The following is a 20,969-nucleotide window of genomic DNA, read 5'->3' as shown; positions in this document are numbered from 1 at the left end:
CTCATGGAAGCTTTTCTCGTTGCAACCGGCGTGGTCGCGCTCGCCGAAATGGGCGACAAGACCCAGTTGCTGGCCCTCCTGCTGGCCGCCCGCTTCAGAAAACCCTGGCCAATCGTGCTCGGCATCTTCGTTGCCACCATCGTCAACCATGCCCTGGCCGGCGCCGTCGGCAACTGGATCACCCATTGGCTCGGCCCCGACCTGCTGCGCTGGATCCTGGGGGGCTCGTTCATCGCCATGGCCGCCTGGATGCTGGTTCCGGACAAGCTCGACGAAGACGACGCGCCCGCGGCCTCGCACTACGGCGTCTTCGGCACCACGCTCATCGCGTTCTTCCTGGCCGAAATGGGCGACAAGACCCAGATCGCCACCGTCATGCTCGCCGCCCGGTTCACCGACGCCTACATCTGGGTGGTCACGGGCACCACGCTCGGCATGATGCTGGCCAATGCGCCCGTGGTCTGGCTGGGCGACAAGCTGGTGAAGCGGGTGCCGATCACGCTCGTGCACGGCATCTCTGCGGCGATCTTCCTCGTGCTCGGCATCGTGATGATCGTCGGCTGGTAATGCGGCAGAGCGATATACTGCCGGCTGCGCCGATTTGCTTCAGCTTGCGGGCGCTTTATAAATTCAGCTAAAGACAGTCAGTGGGCGAACAACCCGGCTCGTTTTTGGCGAGGCCGGGTTTTTTATTGATGTCGTCAACTTCTTTGGTCGTCTCTGCGCAGTCGATGCAGTTCGCGGGCCCGCTGGCCCTGCGCAGCGGCGCGTCGCTCGGCAGCTACACGCTCGCCTACGAAACCTACGGCACTCTGAACGCCGACCGCAGCAACGCGGTGCTGGTGTGCCATGCGCTCAATGCCTCGCACCACGTCGCCGGCGTCTACGAAGGCCAGGCCAAGTCCGAAGGCTGGTGGGACAACATGGTGGGCCCGGGCAAGCCTGTCGACACCAACCGCTTCTTCGTGATCGGCGTGAACAACCTCGGCTCCTGCTTCGGGTCCACGGGTCCGATGCACACCAACCCGGCCACAGGGCGCATTTACGGCGCAGACTTTCCGGTGGTCACGGTCGAGGACTGGGTCGATGCCCAGGCCGTGCTGCTCGACGCGCTCGGCATCCGCACGCTCGCGGCTGTGATGGGCGGCAGCCTCGGCGGCATGCAGGCGCTGTCGTGGACGCTGCAATACCCGGACCGCGTGCGCCACGCCGTGGTGGTGGCCAGTGCGCCCAACCTCACGGCCGAGAACATCGCCTTCAACGAAGTCGCGCGCCGCGCGATCGTGACCGACCCCGACTTCCATGGCGGCCACTTCTACGAACACGGCGTCGTGCCCAAGAGGGGGCTGCGCATCGCGCGGATGATCGGCCACATCACCTACCTGAGCGACGACGTCATGAACGAGAAGTTCGGACGCATCCTGCGCAGCGCGGTGGAAGGCGAGGCGGCCACGCTGGACTACCGCTATTCCACGCAGGAAATCGAGTTCCAGATCGAAAGCTACCTGCGCTACCAGGGCGACAAGTTCAGCGAATATTTCGACGCCAACACCTACCTTTTGATCACTCGCGCGCTCGACTACTTCGACCCGGCACGCGCGCACGGCGGCAACCTCAGCGCTGCGCTTGCGAAGGCCACCGCCAAGTTTTTGCTCGTGAGCTTCAAGACCGACTGGCGCTTTTCGCCCGCGCGCAGCCGCGAACTGGTGAAGGCGCTGCTCGACAACCGCCGCAACGTGAGCTACGCCGAGATCGACGCGCCGCACGGGCACGACGCGTTCCTGCTCGACGATGTGCGCTACATGGGTGTGGTGCGGTCCTATTTCGAGCGCGTGGCGCTCGAGACCGAGGCTGAAGGGAGTGCCGCCCAATGAGCGATATCGAAGCCCAGCGCCTCATCGCCAACCTTGTGCCCGCGGGCGCGCGCGTGCTCGACCTCGGCTGCGGCGACGGCGCCCTGCTCGACCTGCTGCAGCGCGAGCGCGGCTGCACCGGCTACGGCGTGGAAATCGCCGACGGCAACGTGCTGCAGTGCATTCGCCGCGGCGTCGACGTGATCCAGCTGAACCTCGACGAAGGCCTTGCGGTGTTCGACGACGCCACCTTCGACGTGGTGCTGCAGATCGACACGCTGCAACATTTGCGCAATGCCGAGGTCATGCTGCGCGAAACCGCGCGCGTGGGCCGCATCGGCATCGTCGCGTTTCCCAACTTTGCCCACTGGCCGAACCGCATCAGCATTGCGCGCGGCCGCATGCCGGTGACGCGCCGCCTGCCTTACCAGTGGTACGACACGCCCAATATCCGGGTCGGCACCTTCAAGGACTTCGAAGTGCTGGCGCAAAAGAACAGCCTGCGCGTGCTCGATGCCTTCGGCGTGCAGGAAGGCCGCAGCGTGCGCTGGCTGCCCAACGCGCGCGCGAGCACGGCCGTGTTCAAGTTCGAGCGGGAGCGCTGAGCGCTTTGCGCCACGCAAAAGCGAACACGGCGGCCTCATGAGCTTCACGCTCTCGCAACCGGCGCACAGCGAACTGCTGGTCAAGAAGAGCCGCTTCATCGGTTGCGTGCAGCCCGTGGCCGACCGTGCCGCCGCGCTGGCCGTGGTGGCGGCGCTTCGCAATGAACACCCCGCCGCGGCGCATGTCTGCTGGGCGTTGATGGCAGGCGGCCAATCGGCGGCCAACGACGACGGCGAGCCGGGCGGCACCGCCGGACGCCCGATGCTCGAGGTGCTGCGGCACCAGCAACTCGAAGGCGTGCTCGCCACTGTGGTCCGCTACTTCGGCGGCATCAAGCTGGGCGCGGGCGGGCTCGTGCGGGCCTACACCGATGCGGTTGCGCAGGCTTGTGTCGGCGCAACGCTGGTACCGCTGGTGCGCCAGCGGCTGCTGCAATGCACCGTGCCTTATGCGCTCGAAGGGCTCGTGCGCCGTGAGATTGCAGCTGTGAGCGGCGCCTCCATTACAGACGTGCGGCACGGCGACGCCGTGGAATTCGCATTCACGCTGCCCGAGCCCGACGCCAGCGCCTTCATCGCCCGCCTCGACGATGCTGCGCAAGGGCGCGCCGTCTGGCCGCAGGCGTAAGCCGCCGCGCGGGCACCACCGGGGGCGCGGCCATCGCCAGCACGCCGCGCGGCGCGAGCACCACGGGGGCCTCATCGTCGCCCGGGCCACGGCGCGCCATCTCGGCGGTGACGATGCCGGTCGGCACCGCCAGCACGCCCCAGCCCACCAGCATCATCACGGACGCAATGGCGCGGCCAAGGTCGGTCTTGGGTACCAGGTCGCCAAAGCCCACCGTGGCCATGGTCGAGATCGCCCAATAGATCGCCACCGGAATACTGGTGAAGCCGTGCACCGGGCCTTCCACCACGTACATCAGCGTGCCCATCACCAGCACCACCAGCATCACGAAACCCACGAACACCGTGATCTTCCGGCGGCTCGCGGCCACGGCGGAGACCAGCGCGCGGTATTCCACCGAGTAGCGCGACAGCTTGAAGATGCGGAACACCCGCAAAAGCCGCAGCACGCGCACATCGATGAGGTAGGCGAGCTCTGGCGCAAACGCCACCAGGTACGTTGGCAGCAGCGCGAGCAGGTCGATCACGCCGTAGAAGCTCAGCGCATAGCGCATCGGCTTGTTCACGCAGGCGAGCCGCGCGATGTATTCGAGCGTGAAGAGAATGGTGAAGCCCCATTCGAACGCATTGAACAGAGGCCGCCACTGGTCGCGGATCGATTGCACGCTGTCGAGAATGACCACCAGCACGCTGGTCACGATGACGGCGATCAGCGCCAGGTCGAAGAGCAGGCCGGCACGCGTGTCGGCCTCGAAGATCACGGTGAACAGCCGGCGCCGCCAGCCGCTTGCCGGCTTGTCGAAGCGCGCGTCGATGGTCGAGGAGATAGCCAGGGTCCGGGCAGCGGGAGCGGTGTTCGTTCGGGTCATCTTGCGGGCCGGGAGGTCACGAAAAGGGGGATTGTCCAACGCCGGGGGATTTATTCAGTTACGTTTCTTGCGCAATGAAGTGCCGCAGGCCGTGGAGTGGTTCTTACGATAGCCCCTTTGTTGAGGAGCTCCCCTTTGGCTACACAGTCCCCATTTTTCGGCAAGCGTGATCGTGACACCGACTCGTTGACCTCCCGCCCCGCGCCGCTGGTGGGCTCGGGTACCAATCTCTCGGGTTCGCCCGTCAACCCTTCTTCCCTCAGCGCACAGCAAGGCGGCTTGGCTCCGGCGGCCGCTCCCGTCGCCAAGGAAGGCGGCAGCAAGCTCACCGTCGGCCCCAACATCAAGCTCAAGGGCGTCGAGATCACCGATTGCGACACGCTCGTGGTCGAAGGCCTGGTCGAGGCCACCATGGACTCGCGCCTGATGCAGATTGCCGAACAGGGCGAGTTCAAGGGCTCGGCTGAAATCGACATCGCCGAAATCCGCGGCATTTTCGACGGCAGCCTCACGGTGCGCGAAAAGCTCGTGATCCATTCGACCGGCAAGGTCACCGGCAAGATCCGCTACGGCAAGATCGTGATCGAAGAAGGCGGCCAGCTCTCGGGCGAAATCAGCTTCGGCGCCAAGCAGTCGCTGCAATCGGCCACCTGATCCATATCTGACTCCTAGCTGTCAGGCCGCCTCTTCGGGCGGCTTCCAACCCAGGCGCTCCAGCAAGGCACCGGCCGCGGCCGGTGCTTTTTCTTTGGCGCCGTTGATGAAATAGACGAACACGTCGCGCTTCTTGGGCGACCCGGCCCATTGCTGCGCGCGCTCGGCCCAGCTGTCGAGCGCCTTCGGCGCATAACCGGTCTTGAGCTTGGCGTCGGCCATCATGAGCCGCGCGTAGGCGAAGTCGCCTTCGGGCTCCTCGAACGACGGAAACTTGTCGGCGTCGGTGAACACGGTCGACACCTTGTGCTTCTTCGCGAGTGCCCGGTAGGCGGGCGTGATGAAGCTCTCATGCCGCACGTCCATCACGTGGCGCAGCACGCGGCTGCCCTCCTTCTTGGGCAGCAGCTCCAGAAAGGCCTCGAAGTCTTCCGCATCGAACTGCTTGGTGGGCATGAACTGCCACACGATCGGCCCGAGCTTGTCGCCGAGTTCACTCACGCCGCTGTCGATGAAGCGCTTGATCGAGTCTTCCGCGGTGGCCAGCACCTTGCGGTTGGTCGAAAAACGCGAGGCTTTCATCGAGAACATGAAGTCGTCGGGCACCTCGTCGTGCCACTTGCGAAAAGTCTCCGGCTTGAAGGTGCTGTAGTAAGTACCGTTGATTTCGATGGCGCTGACCTTGCGGCTCGCATAGCGCAGCTCCTTTGCGTGCGCGAGCCCCTTGGGATAGAAGTTGTCCCGCCAGGGCTCGTAGGTCCAGCCGCCGATGCCCACCTTGATATTCGCCTGGGTCCGAGTCGATGTTGCCTTGCTCACATTGCGCTCCGGGTTGAGAACGCCGCACTCTACGCGGGGTCGCGACGAGGCGCAAAATGCGTTTTTTTCGTCACCCGCGGAGAACCCACCGATGAACGCCCCCCTGCACCGCGAAATGCCCGCCGGAACGCTCGACGCCGAGCGCGCTCTCTCCGATGTCACCGCCCAATGGGACGGCGACATCGTCAGGCAACTCACCGACTACATCGCCATTCCCGCCAAGTCGCCGGGCTTCGACAAGGACTGGTCGGCCAACGGCTACCTGGAAACGGTGCTGCGCAATGCGGCGGCCTGGGTCGAGGCGCAGAAGGTCGAAGGCCTGAAGCTCGAGATCGTGCGGCTCGAAGGCCGCACGCCGGTGCTGTTCTTCGAAGTGCGGGCCACAGGCACCGACATGAGCGAGACCGTGCTGATGTACGGCCACCTCGACAAGCAACCCGAATTCACCGGCTGGCGCAACGACCTCGGCCCCTGGACGCCCAAGTACGAGAATGGCCTGCTCTATGGCCGCGGCGGCGCCGACGACGGCTACGCGGTCTACGCCAGCGTCGCCGCGCTGCAGGCATTGAAGAACCAGGGCGCGGCGCATCCGCGCATCGTGGGCATCATCGAGACCTGCGAGGAAAGCGGCTCCTACGACCTGCTGCCGTACGTCGATGCGCTGCGCCCGCGGCTGGGCAATGTGGAACTGGTGATCTGCCTCGACTCCGGCGCCGGCAACTACGACCAGCTGTGGCTCACCACGTCGCTGCGCGGCATGGCGAGCGGCACGCTCAAGGTCGAGGTGCTGACCGAGGGCATTCACTCCGGCGATGCGTCGGGCCTGGTGCCTTCGAGCTTCCGCATCATGCGGCAGGTGCTCGACCGCCTCGAAGACAGCGCCACCGGCCGCCTGCTGCCCGCGAGCTTCCATTGCGAAGTGCCGGCTGACCGGCTGGCGCAGGCCAAGGCCACCGCCGCCATCCTCGGCGAAGAGGTCTACAAGCGCTTTCCGTGGGCGCACTACGACTGCGGCGGCTCGACCATGTTCGCGCTGCCGACCACCACCGACCCGGTCGAGGCGCTGCTCAACCGCACCTGGAAGCCCACGCTGTCGGTCACCGGCGCCGAAGGCTTTCCGGCGCTGAAGGATGCGGGCAACGTGCTGCGCCCCTACACCGCGTTCAAGCTCTCGCTGCGCCTGCCGCCGCTGGTCGACGCGGCCGAGGCGGTGCAGAAGCTGAAGGCGCTGCTCGAGGACAACGCGCCCTACCAGGCGCGTGTCACCTTCGAAAGCGGCGGCGGCGCTACCGGCTGGAACGCGCCGACGATCACGCCGTGGTTCGAGGACGCGCTCAACAAGGCTTCGCAGGCGCATTTCGGCGCGTCGTGCGGCTACATCGGCCAAGGCGGCACCATTCCGCTGATGAACATGCTGAGCGCCGGCTTTCCCAAGGCGCAGATGATGGTCTGCGGCGTGCTCGGCCCGAAGAGCAACGCGCACGGCCCCAACGAGTTCCTGCATGTGCCCTATGCCAAGAAGCTGACGGCCGCCGTGGCCGAAGTGATTGCGGCCTTGCCGGCCGCGCACCGCACCGCCGCCGCGGAGCCGGCTGCTTGATCGGTACCGCGCTGCGGCAGCCCTTGCCGCAGCGCGTTTCATCGTCACGCGCGCTTGAAGCGGCGCGTCATGCGTTTGTAGCGGCCTCGCACCGGCGCATCCGGGCAAGCCACAGCAGCCCCGCGCCCGTGAGCACCACCGGCACCAGCGAACCGTAGTTCAACAGCTGCCAGCCCTGCGTCGTGACCAGCACGCCCGAGGCGAACGAGGTCAGTGCCACTGTCGCGAATACGCAGAAGTTGAGCGCACCCTGTGCCCGGTCTCGTTCTTCCGCCGTGTAGGCGGTGAGCGAAAGCGTCGTGCTGCCGGTGAACAGGAAGTTCCAGCCCACGCCCAACAGGCACAGCGCCACGAGAAAGTGCTGAAGCTCCACACCCGAGAGCGCGACGGCAATGCAGCCGAAGTTGAGCGCAACTCCCACGCCCATCACTGGCAGCGCACCGAAGCGGCGGATCAGGTGGCCGGTGAAGAAGCCGGGCGCGAACATGCCGATCACGTGCCATTCGAGCACCAGCGCGGCATCGGAGAAAGGCAGGCTGCAGATCTGCATCGCGATGGGCGTGGCGGCCATCAGCAGGTTCATCACGCCAAAGCCCAACGCACCCGCCGCGGCTGACACGACGAACACCGGCTGGCGGATGAGCTGCGACAACGTCCTTCCACCCATTGCCTGCTGGCGAGTGAGCGGGGGTGGAAATTCAATGAAGTGCATGACCGCCATGGACAGCAACGCCACCGCCGCCAGCGCAATGTAGGCACCCGCGAACGGCACGGCAAACACTTCGCGCGTGGCCGTGGCGAGGTTGGGCCCCGCCACGGCGCCGATCAATCCACCGGCCATCACCAGCGACACGGCCTTCTCGCGCCACGCCGGTGCCGCAAGTTCGGCGGCTGCAAAGCGGTAGAGGCCGGCGTTGGCGTTGTAGTAGCCGGCCACCACCGTGGCAAAGCACAGCAGCCAGAAGTTCTTCGAAATCACCGCGAATGCGCACAGCAGGGCCGATCCGAGCCCGACGGCCAAGCCGATCTGGAACGACCCGCGTCGGCCGAAGCGCTGCTGCGTGCGTGCCACCAGCCCGGTGGTCAGCGCGCCGCCCACCACGTAGCCCATGATCGGCAGCGTGGCCATCCAGCCGCGCGGCGCAATGCTCAGGCCCACCAAGCCGTTGATGGCAATGAACGTGACGTTGTTGGTCAGGAACAAGCCCTGGCAGATGGCAAGCAGCCAGAGGTTGCGGTTCATCGGAAGAAGGTGGAAGCAGGTTGCGGCATGAAGGTTTGAGGTTCTACGTGATTCGCCGCGGATGCGCCAGTCGAAATGCGGCAGCCAAAAAAAAGCGCCCTCGCGGGCGCCATAATTCTTGTGAGCAAATTGGCTTACAGCTGCTTGTTCTGCAGCAGGCTGCCGAGCGAACCCAGGAGGTCGTTCGGCGTGTCCAGGCCTTGCTCAGGCACCTTGCCTTGCGGCGTGAGCTGGTCGATGAGGGTGGGCAACATGGCCGCCAGCATGGGCAGCAGGGTTTGCGCATTGATGCCGAGCTTGGAAGCGATGTTGGCGATGGTGTCGCTGCCCAACGCCTCTTGCAGCTGTCCGCCGGAGACCGGCTGGTTTTCTCCCTTGCCGATCCATGAGCCGATGACATCGCCCATGCCGGCCTGTTCAAACTTGGAGACCAACCCTCCCAGGCCGCCTTGGCCGCCGTTGTTGGCGAGCAGGCCGCCCAGCGCACCGGCCAGGCCGCCGAGATCTCCCAAGCCGCCGATGCCGCCGCCTTGTGGCTGCTGCTGTTGGGCAGCGCCTCCCAGCACTTGGCCGAGTACCGAATCGAGCATTCCCATGGACGTTTCCTTGGTGTGTGACAGAACTGCCGGCATTGTCGCCAGCGAGATGAGCCGCGCGCGAAAGGGGTTGCCCACTTTCGAACGCGCGGCGTGACAAATTACTTGGTGCGCACCGCGCGCTTCGGCAGCAATGCGGGGCTGACCCCTTGCACGCCGACCAGGCCGAGCACTGTCACCAGCGAATTCTGCGCGCCTTTCCAGGCGTCTGTCACGTCGATCGATTCGCTCAGGGCGTGAAAGCCGGCGGACTTGCCGCCGCCGCCGATGATGATGGCCGGAATGCCATACGACATCGGCACGTTGGCATCGGTGCTGCCGCCGCGCAGCAGCGTCTTGTGGCCGAAGGCGGTGTTCGAGCGGATGGCTGCCTCGACGATCACCGAGTCGGAAGGCGTGCGCCCGCCCGGCCGGTCGCCGATCAGCTTGTTGCTGGCGCTCAGCGTGCTCACGTTCCAGCGCTTGTTCTCTTCGGCCACGGCTTCGTCGATGGCGGCGAGGATCTTCTTCTCCGTTTCGAGCAGCGACGCCATGTCGTCCGAACGGATGTCGATCGCCATGCGCGCATCCGGTGCAATGGTGTTCACCGAGGTGCCGCCGCCCACCGTGCCGACCGTGAAGGTGGTCTTCGGAAAGCTGGGCGTGCGCACTTCCGCGATCTTGGCAATGGCGCGGCCCATGCCGTGGATGGCGCTGGGCACCTGGCCGAAGGCGGCAAAGCTGTGGCCGCCCGGCCCCTTGAACGTGACTTCATAGCGGTGGCTCGCGGTGCCGAGAATCAGCACGTTGCCGTCCGGCGACGGCTCGAGTCCCACCATGCCGTCGATGTCGAGGTTGTCGCGGAAGATGGCCTTCATGCCGCGCAGGTTGCCGAGCTCTTCCTCGCCGACATTGGCGACGAACAGCAGGTCGCCCACGGTCTGCACCTTGTTGTCGTTGAGCACCTTGAGCCACGACAGCAGCACCGAGAGGCCGCGCGTGTCGTCTGCGATGCCGGGCGCGTGCAGCTTGCCGTCGCGCTCCTTCACCTTCACGTCGGTGCCGGCCGGGAACACGGTGTCGAGATGGGCCGAGACCAGCAGCTTGGGGCCGTTGCCGGTGCCCTTGCGCAGGCCGATCACGTTGCCTTCGGCATCGATCTTCGCGTCGGTGAGGCCGAGTGCCTTCATGCGCGCCAGAAAAGCCTCGGCGCGCTTCTGCTCCTTGAACGGGGGCGCCTCGATCTCGGTCAGCATCTTCAGGTCTTCGATCGAGCGGTCGTGGTCGGCCTTGACTGCGTCGAGCAGCTTCTGGATCGAAGGCGCCGCCGTCAGCTGGGTAAAGACCTTGTCCACCTCGGGAGCGACTTGCGCGGGCGTGGGCGCCACGGCGGTGTTCTGAGCCTGCGCACCCTGGGTGGCGAAGAGCATGGCCAGCACAAGGGGAGCGAGGGGCGCAAATCGGAGCGCGCGTGGCGAGCGAAGCATGGCGTGAAGATCCTTCTCTGGTCGTGATGAATGGGTGAAGCAAGCATTGTTCCGCAACTTGCTCTCCAGCGGCCTGGCCTAGCTACCGGCCAGCAATACCAGCGCAGCGAGTGCCGCGGTTTCGGCGCGCAGCACGCGGGGTCCGAGCGTGACCGGCGCAAAGCCGCAGGCGAGCGCTTCTTGTTCCTCAGCGGCGCTCAGGCCACCTTCGGGTCCGCTCAGCACCAGCACGCCGCGTTCGGCTGGCGCCGAAGCGGTGGCGTCCGTGAGGCGCCGCGTGCCTTCGGCGAGGCTCAGGATGAGGCGCAGTGTGTCCTTGCCGGCGGCCGCATCGATCCACGCCGAGGGGCTGGAAAAAGACCGCACCGGATGAATCACCGGCACGCGGTTGCGGCCGCATTGCTCGCAGGCCGCAATGGCAATGGCCTCCCAGTGGGCCCTCTTCTTCTCGGCGCGCTCGCCCGAAAGGCGCAGCACGCCGTGGGCCGTTGCCAGGGGCTGGATGCTTGCGACACCCAGTTCGGTGGCCTTTTCGACCAGCCAGTCCATGCGCTCGTTGGCGGGCATGCCGACCGCGAGATGCACTGCGCGTGCGGCTTCGCGCTCCGCCGGCGTGTGGACGCCGACCGTGACGGAAACGTCGCTGCGCCCCATGCGCTCGACCGTGGCCGCGTATTCGCCGCCGGAACCGTCGAACAGCGTGAGCGCATCGCCGGGTTGCATCCGCAGCACCTGCACGTGGCGCGCCGCGCCGGGCGGCAGGGCCAGTGTGGCGCCGGCGGCCAGCGGCACCGGGCAATGAAAGCGGGGCATCTAGACCCTGCCGTAGGCAAAGCCGGTGATGGCCGAGCTGCCTTCGATCTCGTCGATCACGCGCAGCAGCGGGGTCAACTCCATGTAGCGGCTGGCCGTCGAGCGGATGTAGGCGACGAAGCGTGGCGTGTCGGCCAGGTAGCGCGGCTTGCCATCCCTCAGCGTGAGGCGGGCGAAGATGCCGGCCACCTTGAGATGGCGCTGCAGCCCCATCCATTCGACCGAGCGATAGAAGGCGCCGAAATCCGCGTCGACCGGCAGCTTGGCCTTGCGGGCGGCCTCCCAGTAGCGGATCGTGATGTCGAGCACGAATTCTTCGTCCCAGCTCAGGAAAGCGTCCCGCATCAGGCTGGCGATGTCGTAGGTGATGGGGCCGTAGACCGCGTCCTGGAAGTCGAGCACGCCCAGGTCGGTACCATCGCGGACCATTATGTTGCGGGGCATGAAGTCGCGGTGAACGTAGACGCTGGGCGAGGCCAGGTTGCTCTCGACGATGAGCTTGAAGCTGCGCTCCAGCCGCTCCTTGAGCTTGCCCTCGACGGCAATGCCGCGGTGGCGGCCGATGTACCACTCGGGGAAAAGCGCCAGCTCCCGCTCGAGCAAAGCCCTGTCGTACGGCGGCAGCACGCCCGGCCTGGACGCCAGTTGCCAGCGGATCAGCGCGTCGATCGCCTGGTCGTAGAGCGGACGGCTCGCGTCCGGCTGGGCCGGATCGATCACGTCGAGCATGGTCTGGTGGCCGAGATCGTCGAGCAGCAGAAAGCCGTTGGGCCGGTCCCATTCGAGCACCCGCGGCGCCGTGACGCCGGCCTCGGCCATCAAACGGGCGACTTGCACGAACGGCTCGCTGTTCTCCTTGTCGGGCGGCGCATCCATCACGATGCGGGTGCCGGCGGCCTCTGAGGTGTCGACGCGGAAGTAGCGCCTAAAGCTCGCATCGGCCGACGCGAGGCGCACGGTGCCGGGCAGCAGGCGGTGCGCGGCGGCAATGCCGGCCAGCCAGCCTTCGAACACCGCGGCGCGCTGCGGATCGGCCCACAGAATGGGGTTGGCAGGGGGGGCGGGCTCGGTGGCGGGGGACTGGGGTGCTGTCATGGATAATCGATTCTACAAATCCGCCTGGCGCGGCAACTCCTGCGGTCCTCCCTGGTCGAACAGAGTTGCCGCCGGCTCCTGCAACCTGCCGGCCTGCCGCGCCGTCCTCCCGACGATCCTTCGTTCCTGACCGATGCCTACGATCCAAAGCTCCCACGTTTGGCACCTTGTGCACTCGCAGCCCTCCTCGGGGAGACTGCGGTCCTTCTCCGGAACGATGCGGCGGGGCGCTTGATGAGCCGACGTGCTGCTGCCTTGCGGCGTTCCGGTCCGCCGCTGCCATTGGCGTTGCTGTCGCTGGCGCTGCTGCACGCGCACGGCGCCTCCGCGCAGCCGGCGGGCGGCCTCGACGGCCCCCTGGTGCTCAAGCGCACGCCGCAGCTGACCGAAACACTGCCCCCCGCCGAGCGCAGCCAGTTGCCGAGCCTGATTACCGGTGACCGCCTGTCCGGCCGCCAGGACCTGGAGACCGTGGTCGAAGGCAATGCCACCCTGCGGCGCGGCGAAGTCGCCATCACCGCCGACCGGCTCGAGTACTACCAGCCCGACGACCGGGCCAAGGCGCGCGGCAACGTGCGGGTGAACCAGGCCGGCAATGTGTACGAAGGTCCCGAGCTCGAGCTCAAGCTCGAGACCTTCGAAGGCTTCTTCAACAATGTGCGCTACAGCTTTCTCGCCACCGGCGGGCACGGCGAGGCGCAGCGCATCGATTTCGTCGACAGCAGCGTGTCGGTGGCGCGCAGCGCCACCTACACCACCTGCCGGCGCGAAGACTACCCGGGCTGGATGCCCGCCTGGCTGCTGACCGCGGCCACCATGACCACCGACACCGAAGAAAACATCGGCGTGGCCACCGATGCGCGGCTGAGCTTCATGGGCATCAGCACGCCGCCGCTGCCGAGCGTGAGCTTTCCGCTGTCGAGCGAGCGCAAGAGCGGCCTCTTGCCGCCGACGGTCGGCATCGACAACACCAACGGCATCGAGATCTCGCAGCCGTACTACTGGAACATCGCACCCAACCGCGATGCCACGTTCACGCCCACGCTGATGAGCAAGCGGGGGCTCAACCTGGGTTCGGAGTTCCGCTATCTCGAGAAGGATTACAACGGCACCATCCGCCTGGACTTCATGGGCAGCGACCGCCTGGTGGGCCAGCGCTACAACGAGCTGCGCGCCAGCCAGCTCCAGCAGCTGGCCAACGGAGAAATCCAGGCCAAGGACCTGACCTCAGCGCCCAACAGCAGCAAGCGCTGGGGCATCTGGGGCACCCATCACCAGGAGTTCAATGCCAAGGCGCTGGGCCTGGATTCGCTGTCGGCCAACATCAATATCAACCGGGTCAGCGACGACGACTACTGGCGCGACTTCACGCGCACGCCCACACTGGCGCAGCGCCAGCTGCCGAACGAAGCGGCACTCAACTGGGCCAAGGACGACTGGAGCGGCATTCTGCGCACCACGCGCTACCAGACGCTGCAATACAACCTCTCGCCGATCGTGCCGTCGTACGACCGGATGCCGCAGATCACCGCGAACTACGCCAAGTACGACTGGCACGGCTTCGACGTGGGGCTGAATCTCGACTACACGCGCTTCCGGGTCAACAGCATCCTGAGCGGCCAGCCTGGCTTCGACGTCAACCAGCAGTCGCAGCCCGACGGGGATCGCGCCTTCGCCCAGGCAACCATCAGCCGTCCGTTCATCACGCCGAGTTCCTTCGTCATTCCGAAGCTGCAGCTGCATGCGACTTCGTACAACTACTACCTGCCGCAGGCGGACGTTCCGAAGCTCACCGTCAACGGAATCACGTACGTCAACGGCGTGCCCTACAACCCGAACTCGCTGTATTTCTTTCCGACCTCGAGCAACCGCACGGTGCCGACCTTCAGCCTTGACAGCGGCCTGATCTTCGAGCGGGATGCGAACTACTTCGGCCGTGCCTTCCGCCAGACGCTGGAACCGCGTGCGTACTACGTCTACACGCCGTACCGCAACCAGAGCATGCTGCCGAACTACGATTCGGCGGCCAACGATTTCAGCTTTGCGACCATCTATACCGAGAACGCGTTCTCGGGCAACGACCGCATCTCCGACACCAACACGCTCACGCTCGGCGTGACGTCCCGCCTGATCGACCCCGCCACGGGTGTTGAAGCAGCGCGTTTCGGCATTGCGCAGCGGCTGCGTTTCAGCGATCAAAAAGTCACACTGCCGGGCGGCGTGCCGATCACCGATCGCGCGAGCGACCTGCTGGTGGGCGCGCAGATCAACTGGACGCCCAAGTGGAGCCTGGACACGGTCGTGCAGTACAACCCCGACACGCAAAGGTCGACGCGTTCGGCCATCAGCGCGCGTTACAACCCCGAGCCGTATCACAACCTCAGCGCCGCATTCCGCTACCAGGCGCCCAGCACCCCGACCGCCACCGACGGCAACAAGTCGTTCGACGTGGGCTGGCAATGGCCGCTCAACGACCTGTGGGGCGACAAGGGCAAGGACCTCGGCCCGGGCAAGGGCCAGGGCGGCGGGCGTTGGTATGCCGTGGGCCGGCTCAACTACAGCCTGCAGGACAAGAAACTCACGGACGGCGTGCTCGGCTTCGAGTACGACGGCTGCTGCTGGATCGGGCGCGTGGTGCTTCAGCGCGTGACGACCGGGCAGGTGACGGCCAACACCCGCATCATGTTCCAGCTCGAATTCGTCGGATTTTCCAGCATCGGATCGAGTCCCATGCAGGCCCTGCGGCAAAACATCCAGCGCTACCAGCCCCTGCGCGAGCCCACCGAGGCGCCGAGCCGCTTCACCAATTACGACTGAGACGATTGAGCAAAGCCATGAAACACATCCGTTCCATCCTTACCTTGAGCTGCCTTGCGGCGCTGGCTGCAACGTCCGGCGCGCAGGGCCTGCGTCCCAGCGGCGGCGGGGGCATCACGGACATCATGCGCGCCGGCCCGCGGCTTGCGCCGCCGGTCCCGCGTACCGCGCCCTCCACCGCGGCGCCGGTGCAGCGCTCGGCCGAGTACATCGTCGCGCTGGTCAATTCCGAGCCCATCACCAACACCGAGGTGCAGACGCGCGTGACTCGCCTCGTCCGCGAAAACGCCGAAGCCGAGCGCGTGCCCCGCGCCGAACTCACGCGCCTCGTGCTCGAGCGCCTGATCTCCGAGCGTGCCCAGCTCCAACTGGCGAAGGAAAACGGCATCAAGGTGGACGACGTGGCGATCGACCAGGCCGAACAGACCGTGGCACGCCAGAACCAGCTCAGCGTCGAAGAACTGCGCCGCCGCGTGGCGGCCGAAGGCATTGCACCGCGCGAATTCCGCAACGATCTGCGCGACCAGCTGCTGCTCACGCGGCTGCGCGACCGCGAAGTCGAATCGAAGGTCAAGGTCAGCGATTCCGAGGCCGACGAATACCTGCGCGACCAGCGAAACTCCCCCACCAAGGACGCGGCCCTGCAGAACATCAATCTCGCGCAGCTGCTCGTCGCCGTGCCCGAGAACGCCACCCCCGCGCAAGTGGCCACGCTGCAGCAGAAGGCCCAGGGCCTCGCGCAGCGCGCCCGTTCCGGCGAAGACTTCGCCAAGCTGGTGCAGGAAAACTCCGATTCGCCCGACCGCGCCAACGGCGGTGCCATCGGCATGCGCGGCGCCGACCGCTATCCGTCGCTGTTCGTCGAAGCGACGCAGTCGACACCGGTCAACGGCATTGCGGGGCCCATCCGCTCGGGTGCGGGCTTCCATGTGCTGAAGGTTCTGGCCAAGGCCCAGTTGGGCGCCATGGACGCGACCGTCACCCAGACCCAGGTGCGCCACATCCTGCTGCTCAACGACCCCAAGCGCACGACAGCGCAAGCGGTTGCGCAGCTGGCCGAATTCAAGCGCCGCCTGCAAGCCAACGCAGCCGACTTTGCCGGTCTGGCGCGCGACAACTCGCAGGACGCGAGCGCCAAGGAAGGCGGCGATCTCGGCTGGTCGCGCCCGGGCCAGTTCGTGCCCGAGTTCGAGGAAGCCATGGACCGGCTCGCACCCGGCCAGATCAGCGACCCCGTGGTGTCGCGCTTCGGCGTTCACCTGATCCAGGTGGTCGGCCGCCGTGAATCCAAGCTCACGCAGACCGAGCAGCGCGAAGCCGCACGGGCCGTGCTGCGCGAGCAGCGGGTCGAAGAAGCCTTCACCACCTGGGTGCAGGAAGTGCGGGCGCGCGCCTACGTCGAATACCGCGAGCCGCCCCAGTCCTGATGGCACATATCGCCAGGAAACGGTTCGGGCAGCACTTCCTGTCCGACGGGGGCATCATCGATGCGATCGTGCACGAGATCGCGCCGCAGCCTGGCGACGCCATGGTCGAGATCGGTCCGGGGCTGGCGGCGCTCACGCAGCCGCTGGTCGAGCGGCTCGGGCGCCTGACGGTTGTCGAGCTCGACCGCGACCTGGCCAAGCGGCTGCGGGACCATCCGCAGCTCGACGTGATCGAGTCGGACGTGCTCAAGGTCGATTTCGCCGAGCTGGCCGCCAGGTTTCCGACGCCGCTGCGCGTGGTCGGCAACCTGCCCTACAACATCTCGACCCCCATCCTGTTCCATCTGCTGGGCTTCGCCCACCTGATTGCCGACCAGCATTTCATGCTGCAGAAGGAAGTGATCGACCGCATGGTCGCCAAGCCCGCCACCTCCGACTACAGCCGCCTGAGCGTGATGCTGCAGTGGCGCTACCGGATGGAAAACGTGCTGTTCGTGCCGCCCGAGAGTTTCGATCCGCCGCCGCGTGTCGACAGTGCCGTGGTGCGGATGGTGCCGCTGACCGAGCCGCCGGCCGTCGATGCGGCCCGCCTCGGTGAAATCGTGCAGGTTGCCTTCAGCCAGCGCCGCAAGATCATGCGGCATACCTTGGGCCGGTGGCTCGAAGAGCATGGCTTTGCGGGTGAATTCGACGCCCAGCGCCGGGCCGAGGAAGTGCCTGTGGCCGAATACGTGGCCTTGGCCCAGGCCGTTCCTCCTGAGTCCAAATAAAAAAGCCCGTCGCGAGACGGGCTTTTTGTAGCGCCTGGGGCGAGAGCGTCTTACGCGGCTGCTAACCAGTAGCCCGCATTAAAGGGGCTGCTCATACGCAATGCGAGCGGCGAAACGTCGACCAGTTTATCGGTCGGCATTTTTTCGCCTTCCGGCTCCGCGCCGGCTGCTGCGGTTGCATTGTTGCTGTTGATTTCGATGCCATCGAGTGCTGCGCCGTTCGGCTGAGCCTCGTTCGCCCGTTCTGCTTGGCTGGTGTGTGCAGAACGGGCTACAGAAAAGAATAGAAGCACCGGAACGGGACCTTCCGGTCGCCCCAGTAGTCGGAGGCGTCGCGGAAGATGTCGAGCAATTGCTCGCGCGCTTCCTTGTCGAACTTGGCGTTGGCCGGAATCTGTTCGAGCACGATGACAAAACCGGGCTGCGGGCCCGATTTATACAACGGGTCGGTCATGCAGTCGTACAGCGCGTCAAAATTCTTGCCGAAGTGCGCCGGAAAGGTGAACTGCTGCGCGATGAGGTCGAGAACGTCCTGCTTGGTCTGGGCATTGCCCAGGTTGGCGTACAGGAAGTGCTGGCCTGCTGCGTTGGCGGCTTCCTGCAGGTCGTTCACGCGGAACGCACGAATCGATTGCACGATGTTCGGGCGTACGGCACGAAGGGATAAAGTCATCTCCGCTGGTCTTTCCATAGTCATCATCATTTCTTCGGGGCGCTTCGGGGCGCCGCTCAAGTCGTTGTCATCGCTCATGGTGCAATCCGTCTGAAACTCGCGTAATGGTCTGCCGTGTACCAGCAGGCCTCAGGTGTCGTGCGCTGTTCACCGCCGCAGACAATGCGCCGTGCGCCGCGATCGCGCGAGCCGGGTGTTGCCACCGTGTACTCGCGGTAGTGACCGCGCCGCGCCGGCGGCAAAAGACGCTCGCGATTGCCAAATACCGTGCCGTCCTTTTCGTATCGGAAGGGGCCGCCACTCAGAATGGCTTCGTAGGTTCGCTGGCCCTGAGCCGGCAATTCGGTCAGTGCAATCGATTCCTGGGCGGGCTTTCCGGTGCCGAACCACTCGCGGCGGGCCTCGGCCCCCGTCGCCAACGCCGCCAGCACGAAGCCGGTGAGCGCAAACTTAGTGACAGAGGACGTGATCGAGGCGTAAGCCGCCATGGGGCACCACAAGAAAAGAGCGGGGGTTCCAAATTGGCGTGCAACCCTGGGGTTAACCCGCAAATTCAAGCCCGCGAGTGTGCACCACGCTGGCGAAAATAGCAAGCGACTGCCCAAAGTTTGAGCAGTCCGAAGGGGCGGAGAGTGGCCCCTTAAGTGGGCAGCCACTCTCGCCAGATGGCCTATCGCTCTGCGTTTGCGTCAGCGACTGTCAAGGCTGTCATGTTCACGATGCGCCGAACGGTTGCGCTGGCCGTGAGAATGTGCACAGGTTTGGCGGCGCCGAGCAGAACCGGGCCGATGGCGATATTTCCGCCTGCCGCAGTTTTGAGCAGGTTGTAAGAAATATTGGCTGCGTCGATGTTCGGAAAAACCAACAGATTGGCGTCGCCCGCGAGCGCGCTGTGCGGCATGACGACCGCGCGTTGCTTGCTGTCGAGCGCCACGTCGCCGTGCATTTCGCCGTCCACTTCGAGCCAGGGTGCCTGCACGCGCAGCAGGTCGAGCGTCTTGCGCATCTTGACCGCGCTGGGCTCGTTGCTGGTGCCGAAGTTGGAGTGCGACAACAGCGCAGCCTTGGGCTTGAGGCCGAAACGCATCATCTCCTCCGCCGCCATGGTCGTGATTTCGGCCAGTTCCTCGGGCGAGGGGTCGTAGTTGACGTGGGTGTCGACCAGGAACACCTGGCGGTCGGGCAGCAGCAGGCCGTTCATGCAGGCGTACACCGGCACGTCCTGCGGGGTGCTTTCGCAGCCGCCCGGGCGCTTGCCGATCACCTGGTCGATGTAGTGCAGGTGGATCAGCGTGGTGCCCCAGGTGCCGCAGATCATGCCGTCGACCTCGTCCTTGTGCAGCAGCATGGCGCCGATCAGCGTCAGGCGGCGGCGCATCTCGATCTTGGCGGTTTGCACCGTCTGGCCTTTGCGCTCCGTCATGCGGTGGTAGGTCTGCCAGAAGTCGCGGTAGCGGTGGTCCTGCTCGACGTTGACGATGTCGTAGTCGAGCTCTTCCTTCAGGCGCAGGCCGAACTTCTCGATGCGCTGCGCAATGATGGCCGGGCGGCCGATCAGCGTCGGGCGGGCAATGCCTTCGTCGACCACGATCTGCGCGGCGCGCAGCACGCGCTCTTCCTCGCCTTCGCAGTACGCCACGCGCTTCTTCTGCGCCCGCTTGGCGGCGTCGAAGATCGGCTTCATCGTGGTGCCCGAGGCATAGACGAAGCTCTGCAGGCGGTCGCGGTAGGCGTCCATGTCCTTGATGGGACGCGATGCCACACCGCTTTCCTCGGCGGCCTTGGCCACTGCGGGTGCGATCTTCATCATCAGCCGCGGATCGAAGGGCTTCGGAATCAGGTATTCAGGGCCGAAAGACAGCTTTTCGCCGACGTAGGCGGCCGCCACGCGCTCGCTCTGCTCGGCCTGCGCCAGGTCGGCAATGGCGCGCACCGCGGCAATTTCCATCTCGTCGGTGATCGTGGTGGCGCCCGAATCGAGCGCGCCGCGGAAGATGTACGGGAAGCACAGAACGTTGTTGACCTGGTTCGGGTAGTCGGTGCGGCCCGTGGCCATGATCACGTCAGGGCGCACCGCATGGGCGTCTTCGGGCGCGATTTCCGGGTTCGGGTTGGCCAGCGCGAAGATCACCGGGCGGGGGGCCATCTTGGCCACCATGGCAGGCTTGAGCACCCCGCCGGCCGACAGGCCCAGGAACACGTCGGCACCGTCGATCACCTCGGCCAGCGTGCGGGCCGTGGTTTTTTGCATGTACTGGCGCTTGTCGTCGTCCATCAGCTCTTCGCGGCCCTCATAGACCACGCCGGCCAGGTCGGTGACGAACACGTTCTCGCGCTTCAGGCCCACCTTGAGCAGCAGGTTCAGGCAAGCCAGCGCCGCAGCGCCCGCGCCGGAGGTGACCAGCTTGACCTCGGTGATGTCCTTGCCCGCCACCTTCAGGCCGTTGAGCATGGCCGCCGCCACGGTAATGGCCGTGCCGTGCTGGTCGTCGTGGAACACCGGAATCTTCATGCGCTTGCGCAGCTCGCGCTCGACGTAGAAGCAGTCCGGGGCCTTGATGTCTTCCAGGTTGATGGCGCCGAAGGTCGGCTCCAGCGAGGCGATGATCTCGACCAGCTTGACCGGGTCTTTTTCGTCGATCTCGATGTCGAACACGTCGACACCGGCAAACTTCTTGAAGAGAACGCCCTTGCCTTCCATCACCGGCTTGGAAGCCAGCGCGCCGATGTCGCCCAGGCCGAGCACCGCGGTGCCGTTGGTGATCACCGCCACCAGGTTGCCGCGCGCCGTGTACTTGAAGGCGTTGGCCGGATCCTTGACGATTTCCTCGCAAGGCGCGGCCACGCCGGGCGAATAGGCCAGCGACAGGTCGCGCTGGTTCACCATCTGCTTGGTGGCGGCGATGGCAATCTTGCCGGGCACCGGAAGCTCGTGGTACTCGAGGGCGGCGCGCCGCAGTTCGGCGCGCTTGTCTTCGGGCGTAGGGGTCGATGAGGTCGTCAAATCGGACATGGGCCGTTGCTCCTGGTGGCGCTTCTTCT

Annotated in this window: 20 protein-coding genes; 9 read left to right on the top strand and 11 right to left on the bottom strand. The window is 65.7% G+C overall.

Going from position 1 to position 20,969, the window contains the following annotated elements; genetic code table 11:
• Nucleotides 1-3: 3 nt before the first annotated feature.
• The 4 genes from EJI00_RS20410 to EJI00_RS20395 all read left to right on the top strand — a co-directional run bounded on the left by EJI00_RS20410 (nt 4) and on the right by EJI00_RS20395 (nt 3,086).
• Nucleotides 4-567, top strand: coding sequence for a TMEM165/GDT1 family protein (locus EJI00_RS20410; protein WP_126749311.1), 564 nt, complete (start codon nt 4-6; stop codon nt 565-567).
• Nucleotides 568-695: 128 nt separating this feature from the next.
• Complete coding sequence (locus EJI00_RS20405; RefSeq protein ID WP_126749310.1) at nt 696-1,874, top strand: homoserine O-acetyltransferase; 1,179 nt, start codon at nt 696-698, stop codon at nt 1,872-1,874.
• Nucleotides 1,871-2,458, top strand: coding sequence for a methionine biosynthesis protein MetW (metW, locus tag EJI00_RS20400; RefSeq protein ID WP_126749309.1), 588 nt, complete (start codon nt 1,871-1,873; stop codon nt 2,456-2,458). The genes EJI00_RS20405 and metW overlap by 4 nt, the downstream gene beginning before the upstream one ends.
• Before the next feature lie 37 nt (nt 2,459-2,495).
• On the top strand, nt 2,496-3,086 hold the full coding sequence (locus EJI00_RS20395) for an IMPACT family protein (protein WP_126749308.1): 591 nt from the start codon (nt 2,496-2,498) through the stop codon (nt 3,084-3,086).
• Here the strand turns inward: EJI00_RS20395 and EJI00_RS20390 are convergent.
• Nucleotides 3,031-3,954 carry an ion transporter gene (locus EJI00_RS20390; protein WP_126749307.1) on the bottom strand — a complete coding sequence of 308 codons (924 nt, stop codon included), beginning with the start codon at nt 3,952-3,954 and terminating at the stop codon, nt 3,031-3,033. The two genes, EJI00_RS20395 and EJI00_RS20390, sit on opposite strands and share 56 nt — an antisense overlap.
• 135 nt (nt 3,955-4,089) lie before the next feature.
• Here EJI00_RS20390 and EJI00_RS20385 point away from each other — a divergent pair, with 135 nt between their 5' ends.
• Nucleotides 4,090-4,608 (top strand): polymer-forming cytoskeletal protein, encoded by a 519-nt coding sequence (locus EJI00_RS20385; protein ID WP_126749306.1) that lies wholly within the window; start codon nt 4,090-4,092, stop codon nt 4,606-4,608.
• 21 nt (nt 4,609-4,629) lie between these two features.
• On the opposite strand, the gene EJI00_RS20380 is transcribed toward EJI00_RS20385, so the two are convergent.
• On the bottom strand, nt 4,630-5,427 hold the full coding sequence (locus EJI00_RS20380; protein WP_126749305.1) for a DUF72 domain-containing protein: 798 nt from the start codon (nt 5,425-5,427) through the stop codon (nt 4,630-4,632).
• Between the two features lie 91 nt (nt 5,428-5,518).
• Here EJI00_RS20380 and EJI00_RS20375 point away from each other — a divergent pair, with 91 nt between their 5' ends.
• Nucleotides 5,519-7,027, top strand: a complete 1,509-nt coding sequence (locus tag EJI00_RS20375; protein WP_126749304.1) for a M20 family metallopeptidase — start codon at nt 5,519-5,521, stop codon at nt 7,025-7,027.
• A gap of 67 nt (nt 7,028-7,094) precedes the next feature.
• Here the strand turns inward: EJI00_RS20375 and EJI00_RS20370 are convergent, their stop codons facing one another.
• The 5 genes from EJI00_RS20370 to EJI00_RS20350 form a co-directional block, all read right to left on the bottom strand.
• Complete coding sequence (locus EJI00_RS20370; RefSeq protein WP_126749303.1) at nt 7,095-8,270, bottom strand: MFS transporter; 1,176 nt, start codon at nt 8,268-8,270, stop codon at nt 7,095-7,097.
• A 134-nt stretch (nt 8,271-8,404) separates the two neighbouring features.
• Nucleotides 8,405-8,866, bottom strand: a complete 462-nt coding sequence (locus EJI00_RS20365) for a YidB family protein (RefSeq protein ID WP_221885056.1) — start codon at nt 8,864-8,866, stop codon at nt 8,405-8,407.
• Between the two features lie 101 nt (nt 8,867-8,967).
• Nucleotides 8,968-10,332, bottom strand: coding sequence for a M20/M25/M40 family metallo-hydrolase (locus tag EJI00_RS20360; RefSeq protein ID WP_126749301.1), 1,365 nt, complete (start codon nt 10,330-10,332; stop codon nt 8,968-8,970).
• Nucleotides 10,333-10,410: 78 nt separating this feature from the next.
• Nucleotides 10,411-11,145: a 16S rRNA (uracil(1498)-N(3))-methyltransferase gene (locus EJI00_RS20355; RefSeq protein ID WP_126749300.1), complete on the bottom strand. Its 735-nt coding sequence runs from the start codon at nt 11,143-11,145 to the stop codon at nt 10,411-10,413.
• Nucleotides 11,146-12,240 (bottom strand): aminoglycoside phosphotransferase family protein, encoded by a 1,095-nt coding sequence (locus EJI00_RS20350; protein WP_126749299.1) that lies wholly within the window; start codon nt 12,238-12,240, stop codon nt 11,146-11,148.
• A gap of 234 nt (nt 12,241-12,474) precedes the next feature.
• Here EJI00_RS20350 and EJI00_RS20345 point away from each other — a divergent pair, with 234 nt between their 5' ends.
• Genes EJI00_RS20345 through rsmA form a run of 3 tightly spaced genes read left to right on the top strand, consistent with a single transcriptional unit; the run spans nt 12,475 to nt 17,254 of the window.
• Entirely contained in the window at nt 12,475-15,057 is a 2,583-nt protein-coding gene (locus EJI00_RS20345) for an LPS-assembly protein LptD (RefSeq protein ID WP_126749298.1), read from the top strand.
• Nucleotides 15,058-15,074: 17 nt separating this feature from the next.
• Entirely contained in the window at nt 15,075-16,484 is a 1,410-nt protein-coding gene (locus tag EJI00_RS20340; RefSeq protein ID WP_126749297.1) for a peptidylprolyl isomerase, read from the top strand.
• Nucleotides 16,484-17,254 (top strand): 16S rRNA (adenine(1518)-N(6)/adenine(1519)-N(6))-dimethyltransferase RsmA, encoded by a 771-nt coding sequence (gene rsmA / locus EJI00_RS20335; protein WP_126749296.1) that lies wholly within the window; start codon nt 16,484-16,486, stop codon nt 17,252-17,254. Before EJI00_RS20340 ends, rsmA begins: the two co-directional genes overlap by 1 nt.
• Nucleotides 17,255-17,304: 50 nt before the next feature.
• Here rsmA and EJI00_RS20330 read toward each other — a convergent pair whose 3' ends face one another.
• From EJI00_RS20330 to EJI00_RS20315, 4 genes are all read right to left on the bottom strand, one after another.
• Complete coding sequence (locus EJI00_RS20330; protein WP_126749295.1) at nt 17,305-17,547, bottom strand: hypothetical protein; 243 nt, start codon at nt 17,545-17,547, stop codon at nt 17,305-17,307.
• A complete protein-coding gene (locus EJI00_RS20325) occupies nt 17,526-17,951 on the bottom strand; it encodes a barstar family protein (protein WP_126749349.1) in 426 nt (141 codons plus the stop codon). The genes EJI00_RS20330 and EJI00_RS20325 overlap by 22 nt, the downstream gene beginning before the upstream one ends.
• Nucleotides 17,952-18,001: 50 nt before the next feature.
• Nucleotides 18,002-18,415, bottom strand: a complete 414-nt coding sequence (locus EJI00_RS20320; RefSeq protein ID WP_126749294.1) for a ribonuclease domain-containing protein — start codon at nt 18,413-18,415, stop codon at nt 18,002-18,004.
• A gap of 182 nt (nt 18,416-18,597) precedes the next feature.
• Entirely contained in the window at nt 18,598-20,940 is a 2,343-nt protein-coding gene (locus EJI00_RS20315; protein ID WP_126749293.1) for an NADP-dependent malic enzyme, read from the bottom strand.
• Nucleotides 20,941-20,969 lie beyond the last annotated feature (29 nt).

Origin of the sequence: Variovorax sp. DXTD-1 (assembly GCF_003984625.1) — a bacterium.
GTDB lineage: Bacteria > Pseudomonadota > Gammaproteobacteria > Burkholderiales > Burkholderiaceae_C > Variovorax.
The sequence above is the reverse complement of the archived record's forward strand: the minus strand, read 5'-3'. Positions and strand labels throughout refer to the sequence as shown.